The sequence below is a fragment of the Corallococcus sp. AB030 genome, assembly GCF_003668965.1.
Lineage (GTDB): Bacteria > Myxococcota > Myxococcia > Myxococcales > Myxococcaceae > Corallococcus > Corallococcus exiguus.
The window spans coordinates 30,400-52,158 of the sequence record NZ_RAWQ01000034.1; the positions used below are offsets into that span (position 1 = coordinate 30,400).

Annotated in this window: 20 protein-coding genes and 1 pseudogene; 13 read left to right on the forward strand and 8 right to left on the reverse strand. The window is 69.2% G+C overall.

Translation table 11 applies throughout. The features are described from left to right. Position 1: 1 nt before the first annotated feature. From pyrF to D7Y15_RS11545, 4 genes are all read right to left on the reverse strand, one after another. Positions 2 to 853, reverse strand: coding sequence for an orotidine-5'-phosphate decarboxylase (pyrF, locus tag D7Y15_RS11530; RefSeq protein WP_120581070.1), 852 nt, complete (start codon positions 851 to 853; stop codon positions 2 to 4). Positions 854 to 867: 14 nt separating this feature from the next. Continuing rightward, complete coding sequence (locus D7Y15_RS11535) at positions 868 to 1,629, reverse strand: SDR family NAD(P)-dependent oxidoreductase (protein ID WP_120581071.1); 762 nt, start codon at positions 1,627 to 1,629, stop codon at positions 868 to 870. Positions 1,630 to 1,833: 204 nt separating this feature from the next. Further along, positions 1,834 to 3,648 carry a hypothetical protein gene (locus tag D7Y15_RS11540; protein WP_121752580.1) on the reverse strand — a complete coding sequence of 605 codons (1,815 nt, stop codon included), beginning with the start codon at positions 3,646 to 3,648 and terminating at the stop codon, positions 1,834 to 1,836. Between the two features lie 140 nt (positions 3,649 to 3,788). Next, entirely contained in the window at positions 3,789 to 5,027 is a 1,239-nt protein-coding gene (locus D7Y15_RS11545) for an arylsulfatase (protein WP_121752581.1), read from the reverse strand. 172 nt (positions 5,028 to 5,199) lie between these two features. On the opposite strand from D7Y15_RS11545, the gene D7Y15_RS11550 reads away from it, so the two are divergent. From D7Y15_RS11550 to D7Y15_RS11585, 8 genes are all read left to right on the forward strand, one after another. After that, positions 5,200 to 6,156 (forward strand): hypothetical protein, encoded by a 957-nt coding sequence (locus D7Y15_RS11550; RefSeq protein WP_121752582.1) that lies wholly within the window; start codon positions 5,200 to 5,202, stop codon positions 6,154 to 6,156. Between the two features lie 72 nt (positions 6,157 to 6,228). After that, positions 6,229 to 6,579 carry a DUF2019 domain-containing protein gene (locus tag D7Y15_RS11555; RefSeq protein ID WP_121752591.1) on the forward strand — a complete coding sequence of 117 codons (351 nt, stop codon included), beginning with the start codon at positions 6,229 to 6,231 and terminating at the stop codon, positions 6,577 to 6,579. Positions 6,580 to 6,646: 67 nt separating this feature from the next. After that, on the forward strand, positions 6,647 to 7,618 hold the full coding sequence (locus D7Y15_RS11560) for a CorA family divalent cation transporter (RefSeq protein WP_121752583.1): 972 nt from the start codon (positions 6,647 to 6,649) through the stop codon (positions 7,616 to 7,618). Positions 7,619 to 7,939: 321 nt separating this feature from the next. Then, positions 7,940 to 8,932 carry an HAD family phosphatase gene (locus D7Y15_RS11565; protein WP_120579604.1) on the forward strand — a complete coding sequence of 331 codons (993 nt, stop codon included), beginning with the start codon at positions 7,940 to 7,942 and terminating at the stop codon, positions 8,930 to 8,932. Next, a complete protein-coding gene (locus tag D7Y15_RS11570; protein ID WP_120579603.1) occupies positions 8,932 to 9,834 on the forward strand; it encodes a bile acid:sodium symporter family protein in 903 nt (300 codons plus the stop codon). The genes D7Y15_RS11565 and D7Y15_RS11570 overlap by 1 nt, the downstream gene beginning before the upstream one ends. A 117-nt stretch (positions 9,835 to 9,951) precedes the next feature. Beyond that, entirely contained in the window at positions 9,952 to 11,709 is a 1,758-nt protein-coding gene (locus D7Y15_RS11575; RefSeq protein ID WP_121752584.1) for a SulP family inorganic anion transporter, read from the forward strand. 4 nt (positions 11,710 to 11,713) lie between these two features. Continuing rightward, positions 11,714 to 13,165, forward strand: coding sequence for a hypothetical protein (locus tag D7Y15_RS11580; RefSeq protein ID WP_148712744.1), 1,452 nt, complete (start codon positions 11,714 to 11,716; stop codon positions 13,163 to 13,165). After that, entirely contained in the window at positions 13,162 to 14,436 is a 1,275-nt protein-coding gene (locus D7Y15_RS11585) for a threonine/serine exporter ThrE family protein (protein ID WP_121752586.1), read from the forward strand. The genes D7Y15_RS11580 and D7Y15_RS11585 overlap by 4 nt, the downstream gene beginning before the upstream one ends. Before the next feature lie 3 nt (positions 14,437 to 14,439). Here the strand turns inward: D7Y15_RS11585 and D7Y15_RS11590 are convergent, their stop codons facing one another. Further along, positions 14,440 to 15,441, reverse strand: a complete 1,002-nt coding sequence (locus tag D7Y15_RS11590) for a formylglycine-generating enzyme family protein (protein WP_120579599.1) — start codon at positions 15,439 to 15,441, stop codon at positions 14,440 to 14,442. A gap of 106 nt (positions 15,442 to 15,547) precedes the next feature. Between D7Y15_RS11590 and D7Y15_RS45665 the strand changes: the two genes are divergently transcribed. Both D7Y15_RS45665 and D7Y15_RS11600 read left to right on the forward strand, forming a co-directional pair. Next, positions 15,548 to 16,048 carry a hypothetical protein gene (locus tag D7Y15_RS45665; protein WP_233597319.1) on the forward strand — a complete coding sequence of 167 codons (501 nt, stop codon included), beginning with the start codon at positions 15,548 to 15,550 and terminating at the stop codon, positions 16,046 to 16,048. 22 nt (positions 16,049 to 16,070) lie between these two features. Continuing rightward, positions 16,071 to 16,451, forward strand: a complete 381-nt coding sequence (locus tag D7Y15_RS11600; protein ID WP_120579597.1) for a hypothetical protein — start codon at positions 16,071 to 16,073, stop codon at positions 16,449 to 16,451. Between the two features lie 56 nt (positions 16,452 to 16,507). Here D7Y15_RS11600 and D7Y15_RS11605 read toward each other — a convergent pair whose 3' ends face one another. The 3 genes and pseudogenes from D7Y15_RS11605 to D7Y15_RS11615 form a co-directional block, all read right to left on the reverse strand. Next, a complete protein-coding gene (locus D7Y15_RS11605; RefSeq protein WP_120579596.1) occupies positions 16,508 to 18,166 on the reverse strand; it encodes an arylsulfatase in 1,659 nt (552 codons plus the stop codon). 84 nt (positions 18,167 to 18,250) lie between these two features. Beyond that, a pseudogene (locus D7Y15_RS11610) lies at positions 18,251 to 18,640 on the reverse strand (DUF5953 family protein); the annotation flags it as partial. Between the two features lie 75 nt (positions 18,641 to 18,715). Then, complete coding sequence (locus D7Y15_RS11615; RefSeq protein WP_121752592.1) at positions 18,716 to 19,399, reverse strand: SulP family inorganic anion transporter; 684 nt, start codon at positions 19,397 to 19,399, stop codon at positions 18,716 to 18,718. Positions 19,400 to 19,542: 143 nt separating this feature from the next. Between D7Y15_RS11615 and D7Y15_RS11620 the strand changes: the two genes are divergently transcribed. From D7Y15_RS11620 to D7Y15_RS11630, 3 genes are all read left to right on the forward strand, one after another. After that, complete coding sequence (locus D7Y15_RS11620) at positions 19,543 to 20,196, forward strand: glutathione S-transferase family protein (protein ID WP_120579593.1); 654 nt, start codon at positions 19,543 to 19,545, stop codon at positions 20,194 to 20,196. Between the two features lie 77 nt (positions 20,197 to 20,273). Further along, complete coding sequence (locus D7Y15_RS11625) at positions 20,274 to 21,077, forward strand: hypothetical protein (protein WP_121752588.1); 804 nt, start codon at positions 20,274 to 20,276, stop codon at positions 21,075 to 21,077. Positions 21,078 to 21,118: 41 nt separating this feature from the next. After that, complete coding sequence (locus D7Y15_RS11630; protein WP_120579591.1) at positions 21,119 to 21,742, forward strand: hypothetical protein; 624 nt, start codon at positions 21,119 to 21,121, stop codon at positions 21,740 to 21,742. The last annotated feature ends 17 nt before the right edge of the window (positions 21,743 to 21,759 follow it).

Below are 21,759 nucleotides of genomic sequence, written 5' to 3' on the forward strand. Positions count from 1 at the left end.
TTCAGGCGCCTTCGCGGAACGTACGCGAGGGCGCCTGATGTGCTTCCAGGGCCTTCTTCAGCGCGGCCACGTCCGGGCCGGCTTCCAGCACGGAGCGCGCGGCGGTGGGCAGGACCTGCCGCTCGCGGCCGGAGAAGAGCTTGGGCAAGTCCCCGAAGCCCGCGCCCTGCGAGCCGATGCCCGGCGTGAGCAGCAGCGCGCCGCCCAGCCGCTCCACCACGTCGCGGTCGGCCGGAGGCAGCGTGGCGCCCATCACCGCGCCCGCGGGCAGCACTCCGGGGCCGGCCTTCTCGTTCAGCTCGCGCAGGCCGTCCGCCACGGCCTGGGCCACGGTGCGCCCGTCGCCGCCCACGGCGTTCTGCACGGGCACGCCCTCCGGGTTGGACGAACGCACCACCACGAAGGCGCAGGCCCCGTGTGCCCGCGCGCGCTCCACCGTCTTCGCCAGCGCGCCCAGACCCAGGTACGCGGTGAAGGTGGCGGCGTCCACGTCGTAGGCGCTGCCCTTGCCGAACAGTGATTCCGCGTAGGCGTCCATGGTGGACCCGATGTCGCCGCGCTTCACGTCCAGCAGCGTGAGCGTGCCGGCGGCGCGGAAGCGCTTGAGCACGCGCTGGAGCACGACGAGCCCTTCGGGGCCGTGGCGCTCGAAGAAGGCGCTCTGGGGCTTCACCACCGCGAGCGTCTCTCCGGACGCGTCGGCCAGCCGGTCGCAGAAGTCGGACAGGCCCTGCACCGTGTCCGGCAGGTTCCAGCGGGCGAGCACGTCGCGGGACGGGTCCAGGCCCAGACAGAAGGGGGAGCGCTCGTCGGCGAGCTTCGCGAAGCGCTGTGCGAAGGAAGGGGTCGTCATGGGAGGGCCTCCGCTCACTTCAACCGGCGCGCGGTGGCGTCGAACAGCGGATTGGGCATGACCTTCAAGAAGCGCATGGGCGTGGCCAGCTGCCAGGGGAAGCTCACCTCCGCGGCGCCCGTGAAGATGGCGCGGCCCATGCGCTCCACCGCGTCCTCGGTCTCCATGAGGAAGGGCATGGGGAAGGTGTTCTTCGCGGTGAGCTCGCTCTTCACGAAGCCCGGGTAGACGCACGTCACCTGGACGCCGGTGCCCTTGAGGTCCACGCGCAGGCTCTCCAGGAAGGTGGCGAGGAAGGCCTTGGACGCGGAGTAGGCGGCGTGGCCCGCGAGCCCCCGCATCCCCGCGAGGCTGGACACGCCGACGATGTGGCCCCGGCGGCGCTCCACCATCTGCGGCAGCACCGCGCACAGCGTGGCGGCGGCGCCGGTGACGTTGGTGTCGATGATGGAGCGCGTGCGCTCCCAGTCCATGCGCTTGCCGTGCGTGGGCCCGCCGATGCCGGCGTTGGCCACCACCAGGTCCAGCCCGCCGCACTCCGCGTCGATGGCGCGGATGCGCTCCTGGGAGGCCTCCGAGGCGCTGACGTCCATGACGATGGGCTCCACCGCGCAGCCCGCGGCCTGGGCCTCCGCGGAGAGGGCCTGCAAGTGCGTCAGCCGCCGGCCCGTCGCGAAGACGCGCACGCCGTGCTTCGCCAGCCACAGGGCCAGTCCACGTCCCAGGCCGCTCGAGGCGCCAGTCACCAGCGCCGTCCGGTAGGTCATCTCCGCCATGCCGTCCTCCGAAGGGTGTCGCAGCGGCCCGCCTTGTCGCACGGTTGCGCGTCCGAGGGCACGCAAAACACCTTCCCCCCACCGGAGGACGAGGTGCTGACGCCAACGCGTTGACACCCTGGGTGGTGGACGACGACCTGGACCTGCTCCGGGCCTACGTGAGACCCGCCGACTCCCAGGCCCATCCTCCCCGGTGACGGGGCTTCAGCGGAACGGCGGCACCGGCTGGCCCTTGAACCACTCCGTCGCGTTCAAGAGGTGCAGGTCGTGCTTTCCGGGCCGCAGTTCGATGCCGCCCGTCACCGCGCCCAGCGACGCCAGCAGGGCGCCCGTGATGTCGCCCTGCACGAGGTCCAGGTGGCCCTCCAGCGAGAAGCCCTCGCCCTTCGCCTTCAGCTCTCGCAGTTGGAGTCCGCGCTCGTCGATCTGCACCTGCCCCGTCACCTCCACCTTCGGGATGTTGAGCAGGGACGTGAGGAAGCCGGGCAGCTTCTTGGATGACGTGATGAGCGCGACGATGGGCTGCGTGTCGGTGAGCTGGCTCGCGAAGCGCGCCTTCAGCACCGTGGGGGACAGGGAGAGGCTGGCGCGCGGCAGGGTGAAGTTCCCGCTCCAGGCGCGGATGGGCACGTTGCCGTTGGAGGACACGTCCCTGAGCCGCAGCGTCGTCCCGCTCAAGCCCAGCTCCGTCATGTCCCAGGACAGGTGCCGCGCGTCCACCTCCACCTCCGCGCGCAGCAGGACCTTGTTGGGCCCCATGCGTCCGGAGACGAGGTTCGTGTCCATGCGCAGCTCCAGGGCGTTGCGCGCCCTTGCGCCCTTGGAGGGCTCCTCGCTGCGCACCGTCACGTGGCCGGCGTCGATTTCCAGCGTCTGGCCCAGCCAGGGATTGAGCACGCGCAGGTCCAGGGGCTTGCTCTTCGCCACGCGCAGCTCGGGCTCCAGGTCCAGGCCGGGCCGACCTTCACGCCGCCGGGCCTTCACGGTGAGGGCGATTTCTGGCACGTCCAGGTCGTAGCCCTTGGGGCCCGACACCTGCACGGGCGCGAAGGCCAGTCGCAGCGAGCCTGACGGCTGTCCCTTCGGCGCCTCGTCCATGGACGCCTGGAGGCTCCACGGAGCCCGGGCCCGGACGGGGCCTGCTCGCAGCTCCAGCGCTTCACCGGAGGCCTTCAGCTGGCTGCCCGGCTCCAGCGTGTTGCGCTCCATGCGCACGTCCAGGTCCACCCGTCCCGCGCCGCCGCGCAGCGACACGGGGGCGCTCGCGCCCAGTTGGTCGTTGATCCAGTCCAGCGGCAGCACGTCGATGCGCGTCTTCACCTGGCCGCCGAGGGCCTTGGAGAGGTCGTAGCCCTTGTCGGCCTGGAAGGGCGCGTCGAGCCGGGCGCGCGAGTCGAGCGACTCCAGCCGCGCCACGCGGTTGCCGTCCACTTCGATGAAGCCCTCGGCCACGCGCACCGACGGCAGGTCCACCTGGAGCCGTTCGCGGGACTGGAGGTTCAGCGTGCCGGTGACGTCCAGCGCGCCCACGAAGCGCACGCGGCTGAAGTCCAGCTCACGCACCTGGTGCAGCGTGACATCCTTCAGGTGGATGACCCAGGGCTTGCTGTTCGAGTCGGACGGCTGTTCGGGCACGCCGGACGGCTCCAGGTGGAAGCTGGCGCCGTGTCCGTCGATGCCGTCCACGTCCACGCGCTTGCGCAGCAGGCCCGTGAGGGACATGCCCGCCTCCAGCGCGTCCACCTCCACCTTCCACCAGACGTTGGAGTCCTGCTGGGTGAGCGTGAAGCCCTTCAGGTGGAGCCGGCCCACGGGCCACAGCCACCACGCGCGCTGCCACGTCAGCTGCGTGCGGTCCGTCGCGCGGCCCATGATGGCCTGGGTGACGCCCGTGTTGAGCGCGACGTTGATGGCGACCTCCAGCACCGCCACCGCCACCACGGCCCACAGTGCGACGCGGCGCCAGCGCCTGCCATTAGGGGCTGCGTCCTGCACGTCCGGGGAAGGGGAGACGGTCATGTCGCGAGGTTCCGGGAAGGGGCCCTGGATGACTCATACTCCCGGGACGCACAAGGCGTGTTTCCTCGCGAAGATGGATTGGAAACACCGTCCAGCGCGGCGCGAAGGCGTAGCGCCCGCCTCCGCGCCGCGGGCCGTCCTCAGTGGACGGGGGCGGCGCCGTTCTCCATCGTCGCCATCACCTGGTCGATGGAGAAGCTGGACGGGTGCTGGCGCGACGGGAACTCCCGGAAGGTGGCCAGGAACCGGCCCACCATCGCCTGTGCGGGCACCAGGACGAAGGCGCGGTCGATCATCCAGGAGAAGTAGCCGACGGAGTCCTCGGAGCGCTCCAGCAGCTTCCGCACGACGTCCGGTTCGCCCGCGGCGGAGACCCGCGTGGGCAGCCAGTCCTCGGAGGAGAACAGCTCGTTGATCTGCGTGCCGGGCTTCACGACGCCGGGCCAGCGCACGACGCACGGGGCCCGGAACGCGCCCTCCCAGTTGGTGTCCTTCTCTCCGCGGAAGGGCGTCATGCCGCCGTCAGGCCACATGCTCGTCATCGCGCCGTTGTCGGTGGTGTAGACGACGATGGTGTCGTCCGCGATGCCCAGCTGGTCCAGCTTGTCGAGCAGCCGCCCCACGTGTCCGTCGTGCTCCACCATGCCGTCCGGAAAGAGCCCGATGCCCGTCTTGCCCTGGGACTCCTTCTTCAGGTGCGTGTGGATGTGCATGCGGGTGGTGTTGAACCAGATGAAGAAGGGCTTCTGGTCCTTCTGGGCGCGGTCGATGAAGTCCAGGGTCGCGCCGAGGAACTCCTCGTCCACGGTCTCCATGCGCTTCTTCGTCAGCGGACCGGTGTCCTGAACGGTCTGGCCGCCCTTGCCGTCCGCCTTGCTCTTGAGCACGCCGCGCGGACCGAAGCGCTGCCGGAACGCGGGGTCCTTGGGGTAGTCCACGTTCTCCGGCTCCTCCTCCGCGTTGAGGTGGTAGAGGTTGCCGAAGAACTCATCGAAGCCGTGCACGGTGGGCAGGAACTCGTCGCGGTCGCCCAGGTGGTTCTTGCCGAACTGGCCGGTCATGTATCCCAGGGGCTTCACCAGGTCCGCGATGGTGGGGTCTTCCGGCTGGAGACCCACTTTCGCGCCCGGCATGCCGACCTTGGTGAGGCCGGTGCGGAAGGGGCACTGCCCGGTGATGAAGGCCGCGCGGCCGGCGGTGCAGCTCTGCTGGGCGTAGTAGTCCGTGAAGAGCGCGCCCTCCTTCGCCAGCCGGTCGATGTTCGGCGTGCGATAGCCCATGACGCCCAGGTTGTAGGCGCTGAGGTTCCAGTAGCCGATGTCGTCTCCGAAGATGACCAGGATGTTGGGCTGCTTCTTCTTCGCGGGCTTCGTCGCCATGCAGGCACGCTCCGGTGTTTGTGTTCGCGCGTAGGGATGGGGGCGCGGCGGGCGGCGGACAACCGGAAGGGGAGCGGGGTGGCGTGCGGAGGGCGTGGCTGGATGTCATTGCTCCGGTGCACAGGAGTTCTCATCCTCCAGGGGAACCCCCTCTGAAAGGACAGGTGTACCGATGGGAATCGCGGGCCGCACGGGACCCATCGATGCGCTGCGCAACCTGACGTTGTCACTGCAGCGCATGGTGGCGACCGAGATCGCGACCGGCGTGGTGCGTGGCACGGCGGACGGGCTGCGCGAGGAGGTACCCGACGGCCACGGTCAGTTGAACACCTTGCTCCAGGACCTGCTCACGGTGCTGAGTCGCATGGCGCACGAAGCCGCTGAGCGCGAACCGGGAGCGTCGGCGGGAGCGACCGAGGTGCTGGCGGGTGCGGCCACGGAGGGGGCGCTGAAGGCGTTGGAGCGGGAGTGGAACGAAGGAGGCTTGCCGCTCCATGGCTTCGTGGAGCGCCTCAACCAGCTCTTCGACGAAGTGGTGCGGTTCGCGCACTCCCGCACGGATGAAATCCACACACCCGGCGAGCGCGCCCAGGTGATGGCCCGAGGCGTGGTGAAGGCGGCCACGGAGCAGCTGCACGACTCCCTGCCGGCCATCCTGGAGGACGCGCGCGGCGTGGTGCCATTGGGGGAGGAGGTGGCCTCGAAGGTGGGCCGGGGGCTGGTGTTGGGCGTCGAGTCCACGCTGCGCGAGGACTCCGCCTGGCTGTTGGGGTTGGTGGAGCAGGCAGGGCAGGGGCTGGTGCGGGGCCTGGCGGCGGGCCTCCACGAGGAGCTGGCGACGAATCCGAAGGCCTCTGGAGAAGCGCTGGGCGCAACCCTGGCGACGCTCGCCGAGCGCACGGCGGCGGCGACTGTCCGGGGAGCGGGGGGCGCGCTCACGCAGGAGGAGCTCCGCTGGCGAGAGGCGCCATGCAATCAGGACCTGGTGCGGCGCACGAGCCGGGAGGTCACGGCCGGAGCACTGGAGGCCCTGGGGGAGCAGCTACGACGGCCCCTGAGGGTGCTTGCTGGTGCGGGCGGTGCGCTCATCGCGCTGACAGTGCTGTCGTCTCGTTGGCGCCACGCGTGAGACACGACGCTTCGCTGCGGAGTGTGACTTCGGGCTGCAAGCCATCGAGAATGTCCGGATGGGTTGCTGGTGATGGATACCAAGGCGCTCGTGGAACAGTTCGCACACCATGTGGCGGCACAAGGCGACTGCATCCGGGACGGTGACTCCAGGAAGGGCAACAAGCACGCCCGGAAGTACGGGGCTGCATTGGAGGCGCTGCTTTCGCAGGGAGATGCCGGACGGGAGGCGCTTTCTGTCCTGCTGAAGCATCCCCGTGTGGACGTGCGGGGCATGACAGCATCATTCCTGCTGCGTTACCGAACGGAGGAGTCGAAAGCGGTTCTGGAAGCCATCGCTGCGGAGGGTGGTCTGGCGGCCATTGGCGCCACCTTGAATCTCCAGCGCTGGGCCGAAGGCACCTGGTCGCTCGACCCGGGGTGAGCGGGCGCCAGGCTGTTGCGCTGCCCGGGACCTTGGTCCCTGTCCACTCCCTCGCCACCTTCCTTCCATGGACGGGTTCGAGAACGCCTTCGCGCTGCTCCTGGATGGCAGCGGGGGTGCGCGCTCGCTCACCCTGGAGGAGACGCGGAGCTGGCGGGCTTCGGATGGCATGCTCTGGGTCCACCTGCCTCCGGACCTGCCGGACCTGCCCCGCGTGCTGGAGGCCGTCTTCTACCTGCCTCCCCGGGTGCGCGAACCGCTCCTGGCCGACACGGGCCGCGTGCGCATCGACGTGCTCAACGAGAACGAGCTCGTCCTGCTCCTGCTGCATCCGGACTCCGCTCCCACGAACGTGTCGTCACCGCGTCAGCTGCGCGCGTGGATGACGGCGGACCGCTGCGTCACCGTGGCGCCCACGAATCAGCCCGCCATCGTGGCCGTCCGCGAACAGCTCGCCCATGGCCGGGGGCCTCGGGGCACGGACCTCTTCCTCTCCTTCGCCACCGCCGCGCTCTCCACCGCCGCGCTGCGCACCACCGAACTGGACGACACGTTGTCGGGCCTGGAGACCCGCTTCGAGGAGCGCCGCGACGACGCCATCGAGGTGCCGACGGACCTGCGCCGGTTGCGCCGCACCCTCGTGGAACAGCGCCGCTTCGTCTCCCTGGCCCGCGACGCCATCCTGCGCGTCAGCCTGCTCACCGTGGAGTGGGTCCGCGCCCAGGAACTGGAGCTGCGCCAGATGGCCGAGCGGGCCAGCGGCGCCCTCAAGGAGATGGACGCCCTGGTGGAGCGCGCCCGCATCCTCCACGAGGACGTCAGGGCCCGGTCGGACGCCCGCAGCCAGCGCATCCTCTACATGCTCACCATCATCTCCGGCGTCTTCCTGCCCCTGTCCTTCATCACCGGCCTGCTGGGCGTCAACGTAGGCGGCATTCCCGGCGCGCAGTGGCGCGGCTCGTTCCTGCTGCTGGTGCTCGTGCTCGTCGTCCTCGCCGCCGCGGAGTGGCGCGCCCTGCGCCGCCGCGAACTCGTGTGACAGCAGGCACGGTCCCGCGTCAGCGGACATCCCCGTGCGACCCTCGTTCCGTGGCGACCTCCTCCACTTCCTCACCAGCTTCATCCCCGGGCGCGGCACAGGCAGGGGGAGGACTTGATGGCGGGAGTCCGAACGCGCTGCTTGCTGCTTGGACTCATGGGGGGCCTGTGCCGCGCCGTTTCCCCCTTCGTCAGACGTCGCCTCCTCACGGACGGCCGGGCCCAGCGGGCCCTCCTCCCGCGCCCTCCACGCCGCGTTGTGGAGTGACTCCTTCGTTCCCAACCTCATGTCTGGGATTGCACCGGACAGGAGGCGACCTTGATGCGACGCATGTGGAAGGGCCCGGCCTGCCTGCCGTGGGCGCTGGCGCTGCTGGTCGCCATCCCCCTCCAGGCACTGGCGGCGGATCCGCTGCCGTCCTGGAATGACGGCCCGGTGAAGCAGTCCATCCTCGCCTTCGTCACCCGCGCCACCACCGAGGGCGGCCCCGGTTACATCCCCCCGGAGGAGCGCATCGCCACCTTCGACAACGACGGCACGCTCTGGCAGGAGAAGCCCGTCGTGCAGGGCGCCTTCCTGTTGGAGCAGGTCAAGGCGGCCGTGAAGGAGGACGCGTCGCTCGCGAAGCGGCAGCCCTTCAAGGCCGTGCTGGAAGGGGACGTGGCCCTGCTGTCCTCCATGGAGGAGCCCCAGTTGATGGAGTTGTTCGCCGCCACCTACGGGGGCAAGACACCGGATGAGCTCGCCCGCGAGGCCCGCGCCTTCTTCCAGACCGCACGCCACCCGAAGCTGGGTGTGCCCTACACGCAGCTTGCCTACGCACCCATGCTGGAGTTGCTCCAGTACCTGCGCGCCAACGGCTTCCAGACGTGGATCTCCTCGGGCGGTGGCACGGACTTCATGCGCGTCGTCTCCGAGGGCACCTACGGCATCCCGCCCCAGCAGGTCATCGGCAGCAGCCTGAAAGAGAAGTTCGACGAGGGGAACGGCCACCCGGTGCTGCGGCGCGAGGCCCGCCTGGACCACCTCAACGACAAGGCCGGCAAGCCGGTGGGAATCGAGCAGCACATCGGGAGGCGGCCGGTGTTCGCGGCGGGCAACGTGCGGTCGGGAGGCGACATCCAGATGCTCCAGTACACGAAGGAGCAGCCGCGCCCCGGCTTCTCGTTGCTCATCAACCACGACGACGCGGAGCGCGAGTTCGCCTACCAGGAGAAGAACGGCGCGTCACTGAAGGCCGCGCGCGAGGACGGCTGGACCGTGGTCAGCATGCGCCAGGACTGGAAGCGCATCTTCCCGGAGGAGGGACGGTGATGGACGCCTTGCACACCTTCATCGGGCTGATGATTTCGACCTTCATCGTCGCGCTCGGATTGTCGCAGGGCCTGTCGTGGCACCTGGCGGACCTGGGCCGGGGTGTGCGCGATCCGGCGTTCGCGCGGGGGCTGGGGGTGTGCCTCGTCGGCGTGCCCTTGCTGTCCCTCATCGTGGTGAAGGTGCTGCCAGTGCCACCTGTCGCGGCCGGCGTCATCTCGCTGATGGCGTTCTGCCCGGGGCTGCCCATGGCGCTCAACGTCGTGTCCAAGCAGAAGGGCAACCTGGCGCTGACCCTGGCGCTGTCCGTCACCCTGTCGCTCGTCGCCATCGTGCTGATGCCGCTGTCCCTGAAGCTGTTGGAGCGGCTGTTCCCGGTGGCCATCCAGTCGCCACCGTACGGCGTGCTCCTGGGCAGGGTCATCCTCCCGTTCCTCGTGCCCTTCGCGATCGGCATCGGCTTCCAGAAGGTGGCGCCCGGCTGGGCGCACCGGCTGCGCAAGCCGGTGAAGCTCTACTTCAATGTCGCCCTGTCCGTGGCCGCGCTGGCGTTGGTCGTGGCCAGCTTCCCGCTGTTGAAGCGCCTCAGCTTCTGGGCGATCGTCGCGATGGTGGTGGTGACGCTGGGGGCCACGGCCCTGGGACATGTGGCCGGCCGGCCCCGGCCCGGGGACCGCACGGCGCTGGCCATCTCCGCCGTCTTCGGCAACCCCGCCTTCGCCTTCTGCCTGGGCGGCAGCACCTATCCCATGAAGAGCCTGCTGGGCGTCATGGGGCTGTACCTCTTCATCCGCACCGTGGCCCTGATTCCGTACCTGCTCTGGAACCAGCGCCACCAGGCGTCCGAGCGCGGCGGCGGGCCGTCAATGCCGTCGGGCAGGCGGGCCTCCGCGGGCACGTGAGCCCTTCCCTGTCGTGAAGCCGATGCGCGCAACGCACCCCGGTGGGTGATGCCGCGGGGCCCGAGGGCCTCCACCCTTCCTTGCGTCCAGGAGGTCAGGAGGCACGGGGGAAGGGCCATGAAGCGCACCGCGGTCACGGCCGTCCATGTCCTGAGCCGGTTCCTCCCGGGCGTCGAGCAGGCGCGGACCTATGAGCGGCGGTGGCTGCGCGCGGACCTCCTGTCCGCGCTCACCGTGGGCGCGATGCTCATCCCCCAGGGACTGGCCTACGCGCAGATTGTCGGCGTGCGCCCCGCGGCGGGCCTGTACGCGGGCGTCTTCGCGATGTTGGCCTACGCGCTGTTCGGTCCGTCGCGCCACCTGCTGCTGGGGCCGGAGGCAGGCGCGGCCATCCTCACCGCGACGGCGCTGGGCCCCATGGTGGCGGGCGGCGGGCCGGAGCGGCTGGCCTCCCTGGCGGCACTCCTCGCGTTGATGGTGGGCGGGGTGAGCCTCTTGGGCGGACTGTGCCGCGCGGGGGCGCTGGCGGACTTCCTGTCGCGGCCCATCCTCATCGGCTACGTCAACGGCGCGGCGTTCATCATCATCGGCAGCCAGTTGGCCCGGATGCTCGGGCTGGAGCGCAGGTCGAACGAGTTCGCGGGGCAGCTGCACGAGGTGGCGGCGAACGTGGGCCACACGCACGTGCCCACGCTGGTGTTGGGGCTGTGCATCGTCGCGGCGCTGGTGGCCATGCGCCGCTTCCTGCCGCGCTGGCCCGCGCCGCTGGTGATGGTGGTGCTCACCTCGCTGGTGACCTGGGCGTTCCAACTGGAGCACGGCGGCGTGAAGGTGGTGGGGCCCATCGCCGCGGAGGCGCCCGCCTTCGGCCTGCCCTCGTGGCGCTTCGAGGACGTGCGCACGCTCCTTCCGGCGGCCTTCAGCATCGCGCTGGTGAACTACGCCAGCTCCGTGCTCACGGGCCGCATCTACGCGGACCGCTTCGGCTACCGGCTGGACACCCATCAGGAGTTCTTCGGCCAGGCGGCGGCCAACCTGCTCTCCGGCCTCACGCAGGGCTTCCCCGTGACGGGCAGCGACTCGCGCACGGCGGTCAACGCGTCCATGAAGGGACGCACGCAGCTGGTCGGCGTGGTCGCGGCCGTGGTGGTGCTGGGGTTCTCGCTGTTCTTCACGCCGCTGCTGGCGAAGCTGCCCCTGGTGACGCTGGGGGCCATCGTCATCGTCGCGGCGGTGTACCTGCTGGAGGTGAAGCCCATCCTCCGGCTCTGGCGCGTGCGGCCGGTGGAGGCGGTGCTCGCGGTGGTGACGATGCTGGGCGTGCTCTTCCTGGGCATCCTCCAGGGCATCCTCATCGCGGTGGCGCTGGCGCTGGTGGACCTCATCCGCCGCGCGGCGCACCCGCACGACGCAGTGCTGGGCGAGCGCGAGGGCATGCCCGGCTGGCACGACGTGGAGGGCCACGCGGACGCGGAGACGATTCCTGGCCTCGTCGTCTACCGCTTCGACGCGCCCCTCTTCTTCGCCAACGCCCGCTTCCTGCGTGAACAGGTGCGCCGGCTGGTGGCCGACTCGCGCCTCCCGGTGCAGTGGTTCGTGCTGGACGCGTCCTCCGTGTTCGACCTGGACATCACCGCCGCCGAGAGCCTGGAGACGGTTCGCTACGAGCTCACGGACGAAGGCATCGTCTTCGCGGTGGCCCAGGCGCGCGCGCCGATGCGCCGGGTGCTGAAGCGCTCGGGGCTGGCCGCGCGGATTGGCGAGGACCGGCTCTATCCCACCGTGGGCGCGGCCGTTCGCGCCTACCTCGAATCGCGAGACGACGCGCGGACCGCCGTGGGCGGCGAGCCCGTCTCCTCGCCACAGGTGCACTGACGCCATGACGCCAATCCAATCCAGGGCCCGGGATGTCACGGTCGCGGGCGCGGTGCTGGGACTGCTGCTGTCCGTGACGGCGCTGGCGCAGGACGCGCACTACACCACGCGGCAGTTCGGCAACCGGGCGTGGCTGCTGGGCGGCTCCTTCGTGGGCAACCCGAACGACATCAGCGCCGTCTATTACAACCCCGGCGCGCTCGCGCTCCTGGGCGCGCCGGAGTTGGAGCTGACCGGCAGCGTGTGGGAATACGTGCGCGTGAGCGTGAAGGACGGGCAGGGCACGGGGCAAGACCTGACCGACTCCAACGTGGACGTGCTGCCGTCGTTGATCGCCGGCTCGCTGCGCTTCGGGTTCCTGGGGAAGTCCCGGATGGCCTACTCGCTGCTCACGCGCCAGGGCTTCTCCTACAGCCTGCAGTCGCGAGGCACGCGGCTGGGCACGGACCTGGCCGGCGTGCAGGGCCTGGACCTGCTGTCCACGGACGTGCGCCTGGACCAGACCGTGAGCGAGTTCTGGACGGGCCTCTCCTGGGCCTACCCCGTCACGGAGCACCTGGGCCTGGGGCTGACGCCGTTCGTCGCGACCCGGCGTCAGGAGCTGCGCTTCCAGACGCTGGCGCAGGGCTCCGGTGCCGCCGGCCAGCAGCTGCTGGCGACCCTGGGCCGCGACCTGGAGTTCGACCACGTCCGGGTGTTGTTGAAGGTGGGCGCCAGCTACCAGCGCGGCCCCTGGGCCGTGGGGCTCGCCGTGACGACGCCGAGCCTGGCGCTGTGGGGCCGGGGCTCGGTGGGGTACGAGCGCGCCGTCCAATCCCAGGGAGTGGACTCGAACGCTCCCGCGCCCGTGTTCAACTTCCAGGAGGACCTGCCGGCGCACTTCCGCAACTCCTGGTCCGCGGCGTTCGGGGTCAGCCGGAGCTTCGGCGAGTCGACCGCGGTGTACGCGTCCCTGGAGGGCTACGCGCGCGTCTCGTCCCTCTCCCTGGTGGACGCCGAGCCCATCGTGCCGCGCGGCACCACCGAGACCATCAACGGCGGCTACGACTTCGCGCTCAAGCCCTTGCTGAACGGGGCGCTGGGCGTGGAGCAGGCGCTGGGGGAGCGGGTGCGGGTGTATCTGAGCGGTCACACGGACTTCAGCGCGTTGGATTCGACGCCGGGGACGAACGCGCTGCTCGGCGGCTGGGACCTGTACCACGTCGCCTCGGGCATCCACTTCTTGCTGGGCCGCTCACGCTTCACGCTGGGCGGCAACCTGGCGTGGGGAAGCAAGCAGACCGACCGCCTCGCGGAGACGTTCCAGCAACTGGGCCTGTCCGCCCCCATGCGCACCCTGGACGTCCGCTACTTCCAGGCCACGCTGCTGATCGGCGCCAGCTTCTCGTTCAAGGACACGCAGGCCACCAGCGGCAAGGGCAGCGTGGACGAAGCCCCCAAGGCGGATTCCCCATGACGCGGGAGCACGGCGGCGCGGTGGACGAGGATGCTGCCTCCGCCTTCCTGCTGGACCTGGCGAAGGCGCTGCACCTGGCCTACCAGCCGTCGCTGCTGGTGGAAGCGCGCGTGCGCCAGGTGGCGAAGGCGTGGGGAATGGACGTGCAGGTCTTCACGCTCCAGAGCCTGGCGATGACGGAGGTGGTGTCATCGCGGCGCCCGCACGTGGTCTTCGAGAGGCTGCCCTTCACCCCGCACTGGAATCTGGGCCGGGCCGCGGCGCTCCTACGGCTGTCGGATGCCATCTCCGAAGGGCACGTGCGACTGCCCGAGGCCCGCGCGGAGCTGGACCGCATCCTGACCCCGCACGCGCTGTATCCCGAGTGGCTCGTGTTCGTGGCCTACGGCGTCTACGGCGCGGCGGTGGCGGCGCGAGTGGGCGGGGCGTGGTGGGAGATGCTCGCGGCCTTCTTCGTGGGCCTCAGCGCGGGTGTCATCCACTTCGGCACGCTGAACTCGCATCGGGTGGACTTGCAGAAGAGCTTCCTCGCCGCGTTCCTGGGGACGCTGGTGGCGCTCGGGCTCACGCTCCTCCTGCCGCCCTTCAACGCCGTGCGGGCGCTGTTCGGCGGGGTGACGCTGCTGGTGCCCGCGATGGTGGTGACGCTGGGCTCGCTGGAGCTGGCCCTGGAGGCGGTGGAGGCGGGCCTGTCCCGGCTCATGTACGGCCTCTTGCGCTTCCTGATGCTGGGAGTGGGCATCGCGGCGGCGGGGACGCTCTGGCGCTTCGGCGGGCCGCTGCCGCCGCCCTTCGAGCAGCACGCGCTGCCGCTGCTCCTGACGTTCATCGTGGTGGCGGTGGGCGGGGTGGCGCTGTCGGTGTGCATGTCCGGGCGGCCGCGCGACGTGGCGTGGATTGTCGGCGGCGTGCTGCTCGCCTACGGGACGCAGGAGCTGACGAAGATGCTGTTCGGGGACCGGGGCAGCCCGCTGGTGTCCGCGTTCGTGCTGGGCGTGGCGGGGTTGCTCTACGGGCGCGGGAAGGAGCGGATGCCCATGACGGTCATCATGCCGGGGATGTTGCAGCTGGCGCCGGGCTTCATCGGCACGGAAGCCATCGTCGCGCTGCTCGGAGCGGGCACCGCGGGCGCGCAGGACCCCCGGTTGTTCAACGTGCTGCTGGTGGCGCTCCAGTTGGTGCTGGGGCTGATGTTCGCCACGGTCGTGGTGCCGCCGCGCGACCTCGTGGACCGCGGCTCGCCGGTTCCTCCCAGCGCTGGCAGCGCGTAGCGGCTACGGGCGCACGATGCAGCGGAACCCGATGTGGCTGGCGCCGCTGTCCACGGCCTGGGGCGAGCGCGCGGCGGGGCGGTAGCGGCGGCAGTAGTTGGGCGCGCACAGGTGGCTGCCTCCCTTGAGGACGCGGCGCGGGATGGTGATGGCGGGCGTGAAGGGGTCCTGGCTGCCCTTCGCGGTGGAGGGGCCGCGCGGGTTGACGGGGATGCAGCACGCCTTGCCTTTGTTGCCCTGGTGGCGCTCCTGGTACCAGTCGGCGGTCCATTCCCAGACGTTGCCGGCCATCTCATGCAGGCCGTAGCCATTGGGCGGGAAGGCGCCGACGGAGCAGGTGCCGTCGTGGCCGTCCTCGCGGAGGTTCTGCCACGGGAAGTAGCCCTGCCAGGTGTTGGCCAGGTGTTCGCCGTTCGGGGTGAACTCATTGCCCCAGCAGAACTCGTTGCGGTCCAGTCCGCCGCGAGCAGCGCGCTCCCACTCCGCCTCGGTGGGGAGCGTCTTGCCGGCCCAGGTGGCAAAGGCCTCCGCGTCTTCATAGGCGATGTGGACGACGGGGTGGGCGCGGCGGTGTTTCACGGAGGAGCGGCGGCCTTCGGGGTGTTTCCAGCAGGCCTCGGGGACATAGCTCCACCAGTTGGCCACGTTGCCCAGGTCCACGGGGCCCTGGGCCTTTCGAAAGACGAGCGAGCCGGGGACGAGCGTCTCCGGTGTAGCGCCGGGGTAGTCCGCGGGATTGAGCGGGCGCTGGGCGACGGTGACGTAGCCGGTGGCTTCGACAAAGCGGGCGAACTGTTCGTTCGTCACGGTGAAGCGGTCCATCCAGAAGCCTGAGACGGTCACCTGATGGGCGGGGGCCTCTTCGGGATAGTGGTGGTCGGAGCCCATCCAGTACGTGCCACCGGGAATCCAAACCATGTCCGGGAAAGGAGCACGGCCGGGGCGCGCGGCGGTGTCAGTGGGCTCCACGTCGGCAGTGGCGTCGAGGCTGTCATTCCGGTGCATGGCTTGAAGTCCTCCAACGGAGAACATCCGGCCCGGTGGGCGGAATGACACTCGCACCAGAGGCCGGGTAGGGTGTCAGCACGTTGACGCGCGTGTTGGAGCATGGATGGCCAGCAATATCCGAGACCGGAAGCCAGCCCTGTCCAGCGCTCTTGGCGCATGGGTTCTGCTTGCCGCCGCTGTCGCTGGCGGATGCTCCCATGCCCAGAAGCCAGAGCGGCGTGTCTATCTCATCGCGGAAGACGCAGGTGGAGTCGGCGGCGCCGGCGGACGCGACTGTGATGCCGAGCATGTCGCGTGCTTCGACCGATGCTGGAACACCGCTCCTCCGCTGACGAGCATCAAGTGGGGCTCTGGCAAGCACCACGAGTACTGCACGGAGGAGTGCCGCGCACGTTACATGGACTGCATCGAGGACGTGGCGCGGGCGTCACGGAAGAGCGATGTCTCGGAACTTCGGTTTTCGAATCTCGACGGTGCGCTGAATTGGTTGAGGACGCACCGAACGGAGTTGGTGATTGGGACGGTCGTCATCATCGGGGGCGTGGCGTTCGTCGTCGCCACTGGCGGAACAGGAGCGTTGATTCTCGCGCCACTTGCGCTCTAGTGATCGCGGACAGGACGAGGCCATGACTGCATCCGAAAAGTTCGAGATGGAATCGACGCTGAAAATCCTGGATGCCGTGAGCAAGAGCCATCCGCCCGGTTCCAAGGAAGAGGCTGCTGTCCAACTGGCGGCTGTCGCGTTGCTCTACCTCCGCCGCATCAAGAAACTGGATGGGTTCCTCGAATATCACCAGGAGTTCTCTGACTCCTCGGTGCATGTCCCCATCGCGAGAGACTTCGCGACCCAGACGGATGCCGACTCGTGGTTGGCCAGTGGAGAAGCCGTCGATGGTGCAATTGTCAGGATTGACGGCTGGGGCTTCCAGGTCATCCAGTTGCCCAAGGGCCTGAAGTTCCTCCGGACGCCCCTCCCGGATGAACTGGGACCTCCAGGACCGAAGTAGCGGGGCCGCACCGCCACCGTCGTCGATGTTCCGTCCGACGGTGGCGGTGGGTTGGGCTAATGGTGCGACTGCTGGAAGCGGTGGATGAAGTGCTCCACGTCATCGGCCAGGGACATGACCTGGTCGCTGATGCTGGGCTCCTCCTTCTTCTTGCGCGCCTCCTCCATCTGCTGTTTCACGCGCGCCTTCATCGGCCCGATGCTCAGGCTGCCCGGGGCCTGGCTGGGCAGGAACTCGATGAGGCTCTCCGCGAACTGCTTCACCAGCATCTGTGCCGGGACGAACGTGAACATGCGCTCGCCGTACCAGGATGTGTACAGGCCGGAGTGGGGCCCGTACTCGAACGGGTCCGAGCGCAGGTTGATGAGGTAGGGCCACGATGGGTTGAAGCGCTTGCCGCTGAACCACATGTCCGGGCCTTCGCCGTCCTGGTAGCTGAAGATGATCTTCCAGTCCTTGAACCGGACCGCCGCCAGGTCGCCGCTGTCGAGCACGTAGATGAACTCGTTCCGGCGGCCCTCCTCCGTGCCGGCCAGGAGCCCGTTCTGGTCATACCCGTCCAGGTGGACCCGGAAGGTCTTGGGCCCCACCTTGTGGCCGTGCTTGCACTTCTCCACCAGGTCCGTGGGGCCGCCCGCCGCCGCCACCATCGTGGGCATCCAGTCCTCGTGCGCGAAGATGTCGTTGATGACGCGCCCCGGCTCCACCACGCCCGGCCAGCGCACCAGGCACGGCACCCGCACGCCCCCCTCCCACGTGGAGCCCTTCTCCCCGCGGAACGGGCTGTTGCCACCGTCCGGCCAGCCCATCTTCTCCACGCCGTTGTCGGTGGAGAACACGACCAGCGTGTTGTCCGCGATGCCCAGCTCATCCAGCTTGGCCAGGAGCACCCCGACGATGTCGTCCAGCTCCCGCATCGCGTCCGCGTAGAGGCCGTAGCCCGTGGCGTTCCGGTACTTCTCCTGGAGGAACGTCCAGACGTGCGTGCGCGTGGTGTTGTGCCAGAGGAAGAACGGCTTGCCGTCCTTCACGGCACGATCCATGAAGTCCAGCGACCCCTTCAGGAACTCACCGTCCACGGTCTCCATGCGCTTGGTGGTGAGCGGACCGGTGTCCTCGATGCGCTGGCTGCCCACGATGCCCCAGCGCGGCTCCTCGGTGACGTCCTTGCGGTTCGTGGCCCAGCTGTGCAGCACGCCGCGAGGCCCGAAGTGGGCCTTGAAGGACGGGTCCTTGGGGTAGTCCGGGCACTCCGGCTCGTTCTCCGCGTTGAGGTGGTAGAGGTTGCCGAAGAACTCGTCGAAGCCGTGGTTGGTGGGCAGGTAGGGATTGGAGTCGCCCAGGTGGTTCTTGCCGAACTGGCCGCAGGTGTACCCCAGCGGCTTGAGCATCTCCGCGATGGTGGGGTCGGAGTCCTGCAGGCCGTACTTCGCGCCCGGCATGCCAATGGTGGTGAGCCCCGTGCGCAGCGGGTTCATGCCGGTGATGAACGCCGCGCGGCCCGCGGTGCAGCTCTGCTGGCCGTAGCAGTCCGTCATCATCGCGCCTTGTTTCGCGATGCGGTCGATGTTGGGCGTGCGGTAGCCCATCATCCCCTGGTTGTAGGCGCTGATGTTCCAGAAGCCGATGTCATCACCCCAGATGACCAGGATGTTGGGCTTCTGCTTCGTCTGCTTCCCATGTCCGTTGCCCGAGGGCTTCGCCTTGCTTGCCATTCAAGACCTCCTGGGCACGAGGTGTTCACAGAAATGGGCTCGGGCATCGTTCCAGGAGTCGGGGGCAGGCGGGCACCCAGGCGCTCAGCGTGAGTCGCGTCCGCCGATGACAGGGAACCGCTCGTAGGCCCGCCGGAGTGCTTCGATGTGCTCGGGGTTGTCGTAGTCGAGCGGAGCCTCCGTGAGCTGGACCACCCAGCCGCCAGAAGGCGTGCGCCGTGAGCGCGACAGCAGCTCCGCGTCGCGAGCAGCGTCCGGGAAACCGATGGCCTGCGCGGCGGCTTCGGACCAGTAGTTCAGCCACCCGAGGTAATACGGGATTTCAGGTGCACGGAGTTGCTCTGTGAGTTTGAGCGCTGGAAGTCCATGAGGAGGGCTGCCTGGCTTGCGTACCGGGTCCCGGACCTGCCGTGAGGCTTGGATGGCTGCGTCGAATGGCGTCGCATGTCCCCAGTAGCCATGAGCCGCTTCCGCAGTGCTTCGTGATGATGCCGACATGGCGATGCATTGGATCCGAGCGTAGCTGCTTGGCCCGGCCCTCCCTGTCGCTCAGTGCACGGGCCCCCGCGAGTCGTCATCGGCCGGTGGATGCGGCAGGTTCCGAAGCAACTCCCGCATGCGCGTGTCCGCCTCATCCAGCCGGATGAGCAGATCCTCCTGTCTGTGCCGCTCCTCGCCGTGCAGTGTCGCGCCCGCTTCGTCCACGCGCGAGCGCACCAGGTACAGGCCGTCCTGGATGAGGCGCCACTCCTGCCAGGCCTGGGACTCGTGGCGCGCCATCCACGCCTCCACGCCTGCATGCACGTGCGGATACACGTTCTGCCTTCCCACCTTCGCCAGCACTCCCGTGCGCTCCAGCAGCCTCTGCGCCGGTGCGTGCACGCGCGCCAGCGCGGCCGTGAGCGCCACGAAGCGCGGCGTGCCCTGCTGCGCCATGGCGCCCACCGTGGCGGCGGAGAGCACCGACACGCTGGCGGACACCGCGATGATGAGCTGCCTCGAGCTGCCGAACAGCGCATACAACGCCAGCGCCGCCGGGGTGGAATACAGCGCCGCTTGCGGAGGCATCCCCGCCAGCTGCGCGTAGGCCATGCCCTCCGGGATGTGGAGCGCCGTCACCGTGAGCGCGCCCACCAGGTCCTTCTTCAGTCGCGTCCCGTCATAGCCCCGCAGCGAAGCGACGAAGGGGCTGACGCGGGTGAGCCATGGGGTGCGGCTCCGAGCGGTGCCCATGCGCACGAGGTGGCCACCCGAACCGACAGGAGCATCGTCCTCTCGGGGGGGCCGGCCAGCGGCGCATCCGTCTGGTCACTCAGGCGACATGCGTCATGCATGATGGTGGTCATGCCTGTCGCAGTGGCGCGAGGCTGCCGCGCATGATCACTGTCAGTGCATTCAAGTGGGTGCCGCCGTTCGCGCAGGGCGTGGTCCGTGACCTCCGGGTGAGGTGGGCGCTGGAGGAGGCGGGCCTGCCGTACGAGGCGCGGCTCATCGACCCCCAGGTGCAGAAGTCCGCGGACTACCGCGAGCAGCAGCCCTTCGGTCAGGTGCCGGTGTTCCAGGAGGACGGCCTGACGCTCTTCGAATCGGGCGCCATCGTGGTCCACATCGCGTTGAAGAGCGAAGTGCTCTTCCCCAAGGACGAGGCGGGCCGGGCGCGCGCGCTCACGTGGGTGTTCGCGGCGTTGAACTCGGTGGAGATCCACCTCCAGCAGCTCGCGGAGATCGACCTGTTCGCGCCGGATGCCCAGTGGGCGAAGCTCCACCGGCCCGAAGTGGAGGCGCGGATCCACCACCGCCTGGGCGAACTGGCCACGTCGCTGGGGAGCCGCGAGTACCTGGAGGACCGCTTCACCGCGGGCGACCTGATGATGACCACGGTGCTGCGCATCCTGCGGCACACCGAGGTGCTCGACGCGCATCCCACGCTCAAGGCCTACAAGGAACGCTGTGAGGCGCGGCCTGCGTTCCAGCGCGCGCTGGCAGCGCAGATGGACGCCTTCAAGCAGCACGAGCGGCGCGAGGCCTGACGCGCGGGAAATGACGCGGCGTGTCCTGGCGGGGGATTTCACGCTATCCTGCGCTTCCCCTCCCAGGAGCGCTCCCCATGCCCCGTGGCATCTTCAAAGCAGGCTCTGGCCCCGCTCTGCCTCCGAAGCGCAAGCACGACGACCTCACCTCGCCCATCCGCAAGCCGGAGGTGGAAGGGCCCGCGGTGAAGAAGCAGCGGACCCAGGAGACCCTGCCGCAGCAGCAGGTGCAGAAGCCGCCCACGGACCCCTCCATGCATGCCGCCTACGACAAGATGGCGCATGAGGAGATGCTGAAGAATCCGAAGTACGCGGCGCTGGCGAACGACGCCTCGCAGGCGTCCGATGGCAAGACTCTCAATGTCGTCACCAAGGACCAGGTCCAGGGCGGCATGTTCTACTCGGGCCCGAAGCAGATTGGCCTGCGGCCGGACCTCACGGGCCCCAAGCGCGCTGGCGTCATGGCGTTCGAGATGACGAACGCCGCCCAGCAGAAGAAGTTCAGCAAGGTCACGGGCGACGCCTTCCAGAACGAGGTCAACGCGGCGCTGGGCAAGCCGCACGTGGGCGGCAGCCTGCCCGCCCGGCGGGAGAACTTCGCCAAGAGCATGGAGCGCATCGAGTACGACGGCATCAAGCGCCACCATGAGGTGATGAAGGACGGCATCCAGAACCAGGGCTGGCCCAAGGAGATGGACCGGTTCGGCAAGCGGCTGGAGGGCGCGGACCCCAGCTTCGACAGCTATTGGGCGCGCCAGAACGTCCCGGACGCGAAGACGGGCAAGAGCCACTCGGACGTCTACCGCACGCAGTTCGACAACATCCACGCCAAGGCCAATGAGCTGGTGGCGAAGAGCAAGCAGCAGCAGGGCATCCCGTAGGCCCCTGGCTCCGCGCGCCGCTTCGCGCTAGGGAGGGAGTCATGTCCTCCGCTCTCCAGACCCGTCCCCGGAGTGAGCTTGCCTCCGGGCGCTTCGGCCAGACCCGCTTCATGCTCCGCCGGAAGTTCTTCAAGCTGTTCGGCGGCGCGTTCCACATCTACGACGAGGCGGGCAACGTCGCCTTCTACTCGAAGATGAAGGCCTTCAAGCTGAAGGAGGACCTGCGCGTCTACAGCGGCGAGGACATGCAGGAGGAGCTGATCACCATCCAGGCCCGCAGCATCCTGGACTTCGGCGCCACCTACGACGTCACCGACGCGGCGACGGGAGAGCGCGTGGGCGCGCTGCGCCGCAAGGCCCTGAGCTCCATCCTGCGCGACACCTGGCTCATCCTGGACGCGGACGGGCAGGAGGTGGGCAAGGTGGAGGAGGACAGCATGCTGCTGGCGCTCGTGCGGCGCTTCCTCACCAACCTCATCCCGCAGACCTTCACCGGGACCCTGGGCAGCGAGCAGGTGTTCAGCTTCCGGCAGCACTTCAACCCGTTCATCCAGAAGATCGACCTGGACTTCTCCGTGGACACGCAGCGCCGGTTGGATCGGCGTCTGGGAATCGCCGCGGCGGTGCTCCTGTGCGCGATTGAAGGCCGTCAGTCCGGCGGCTGAAGAAGCCTGGACGCGGT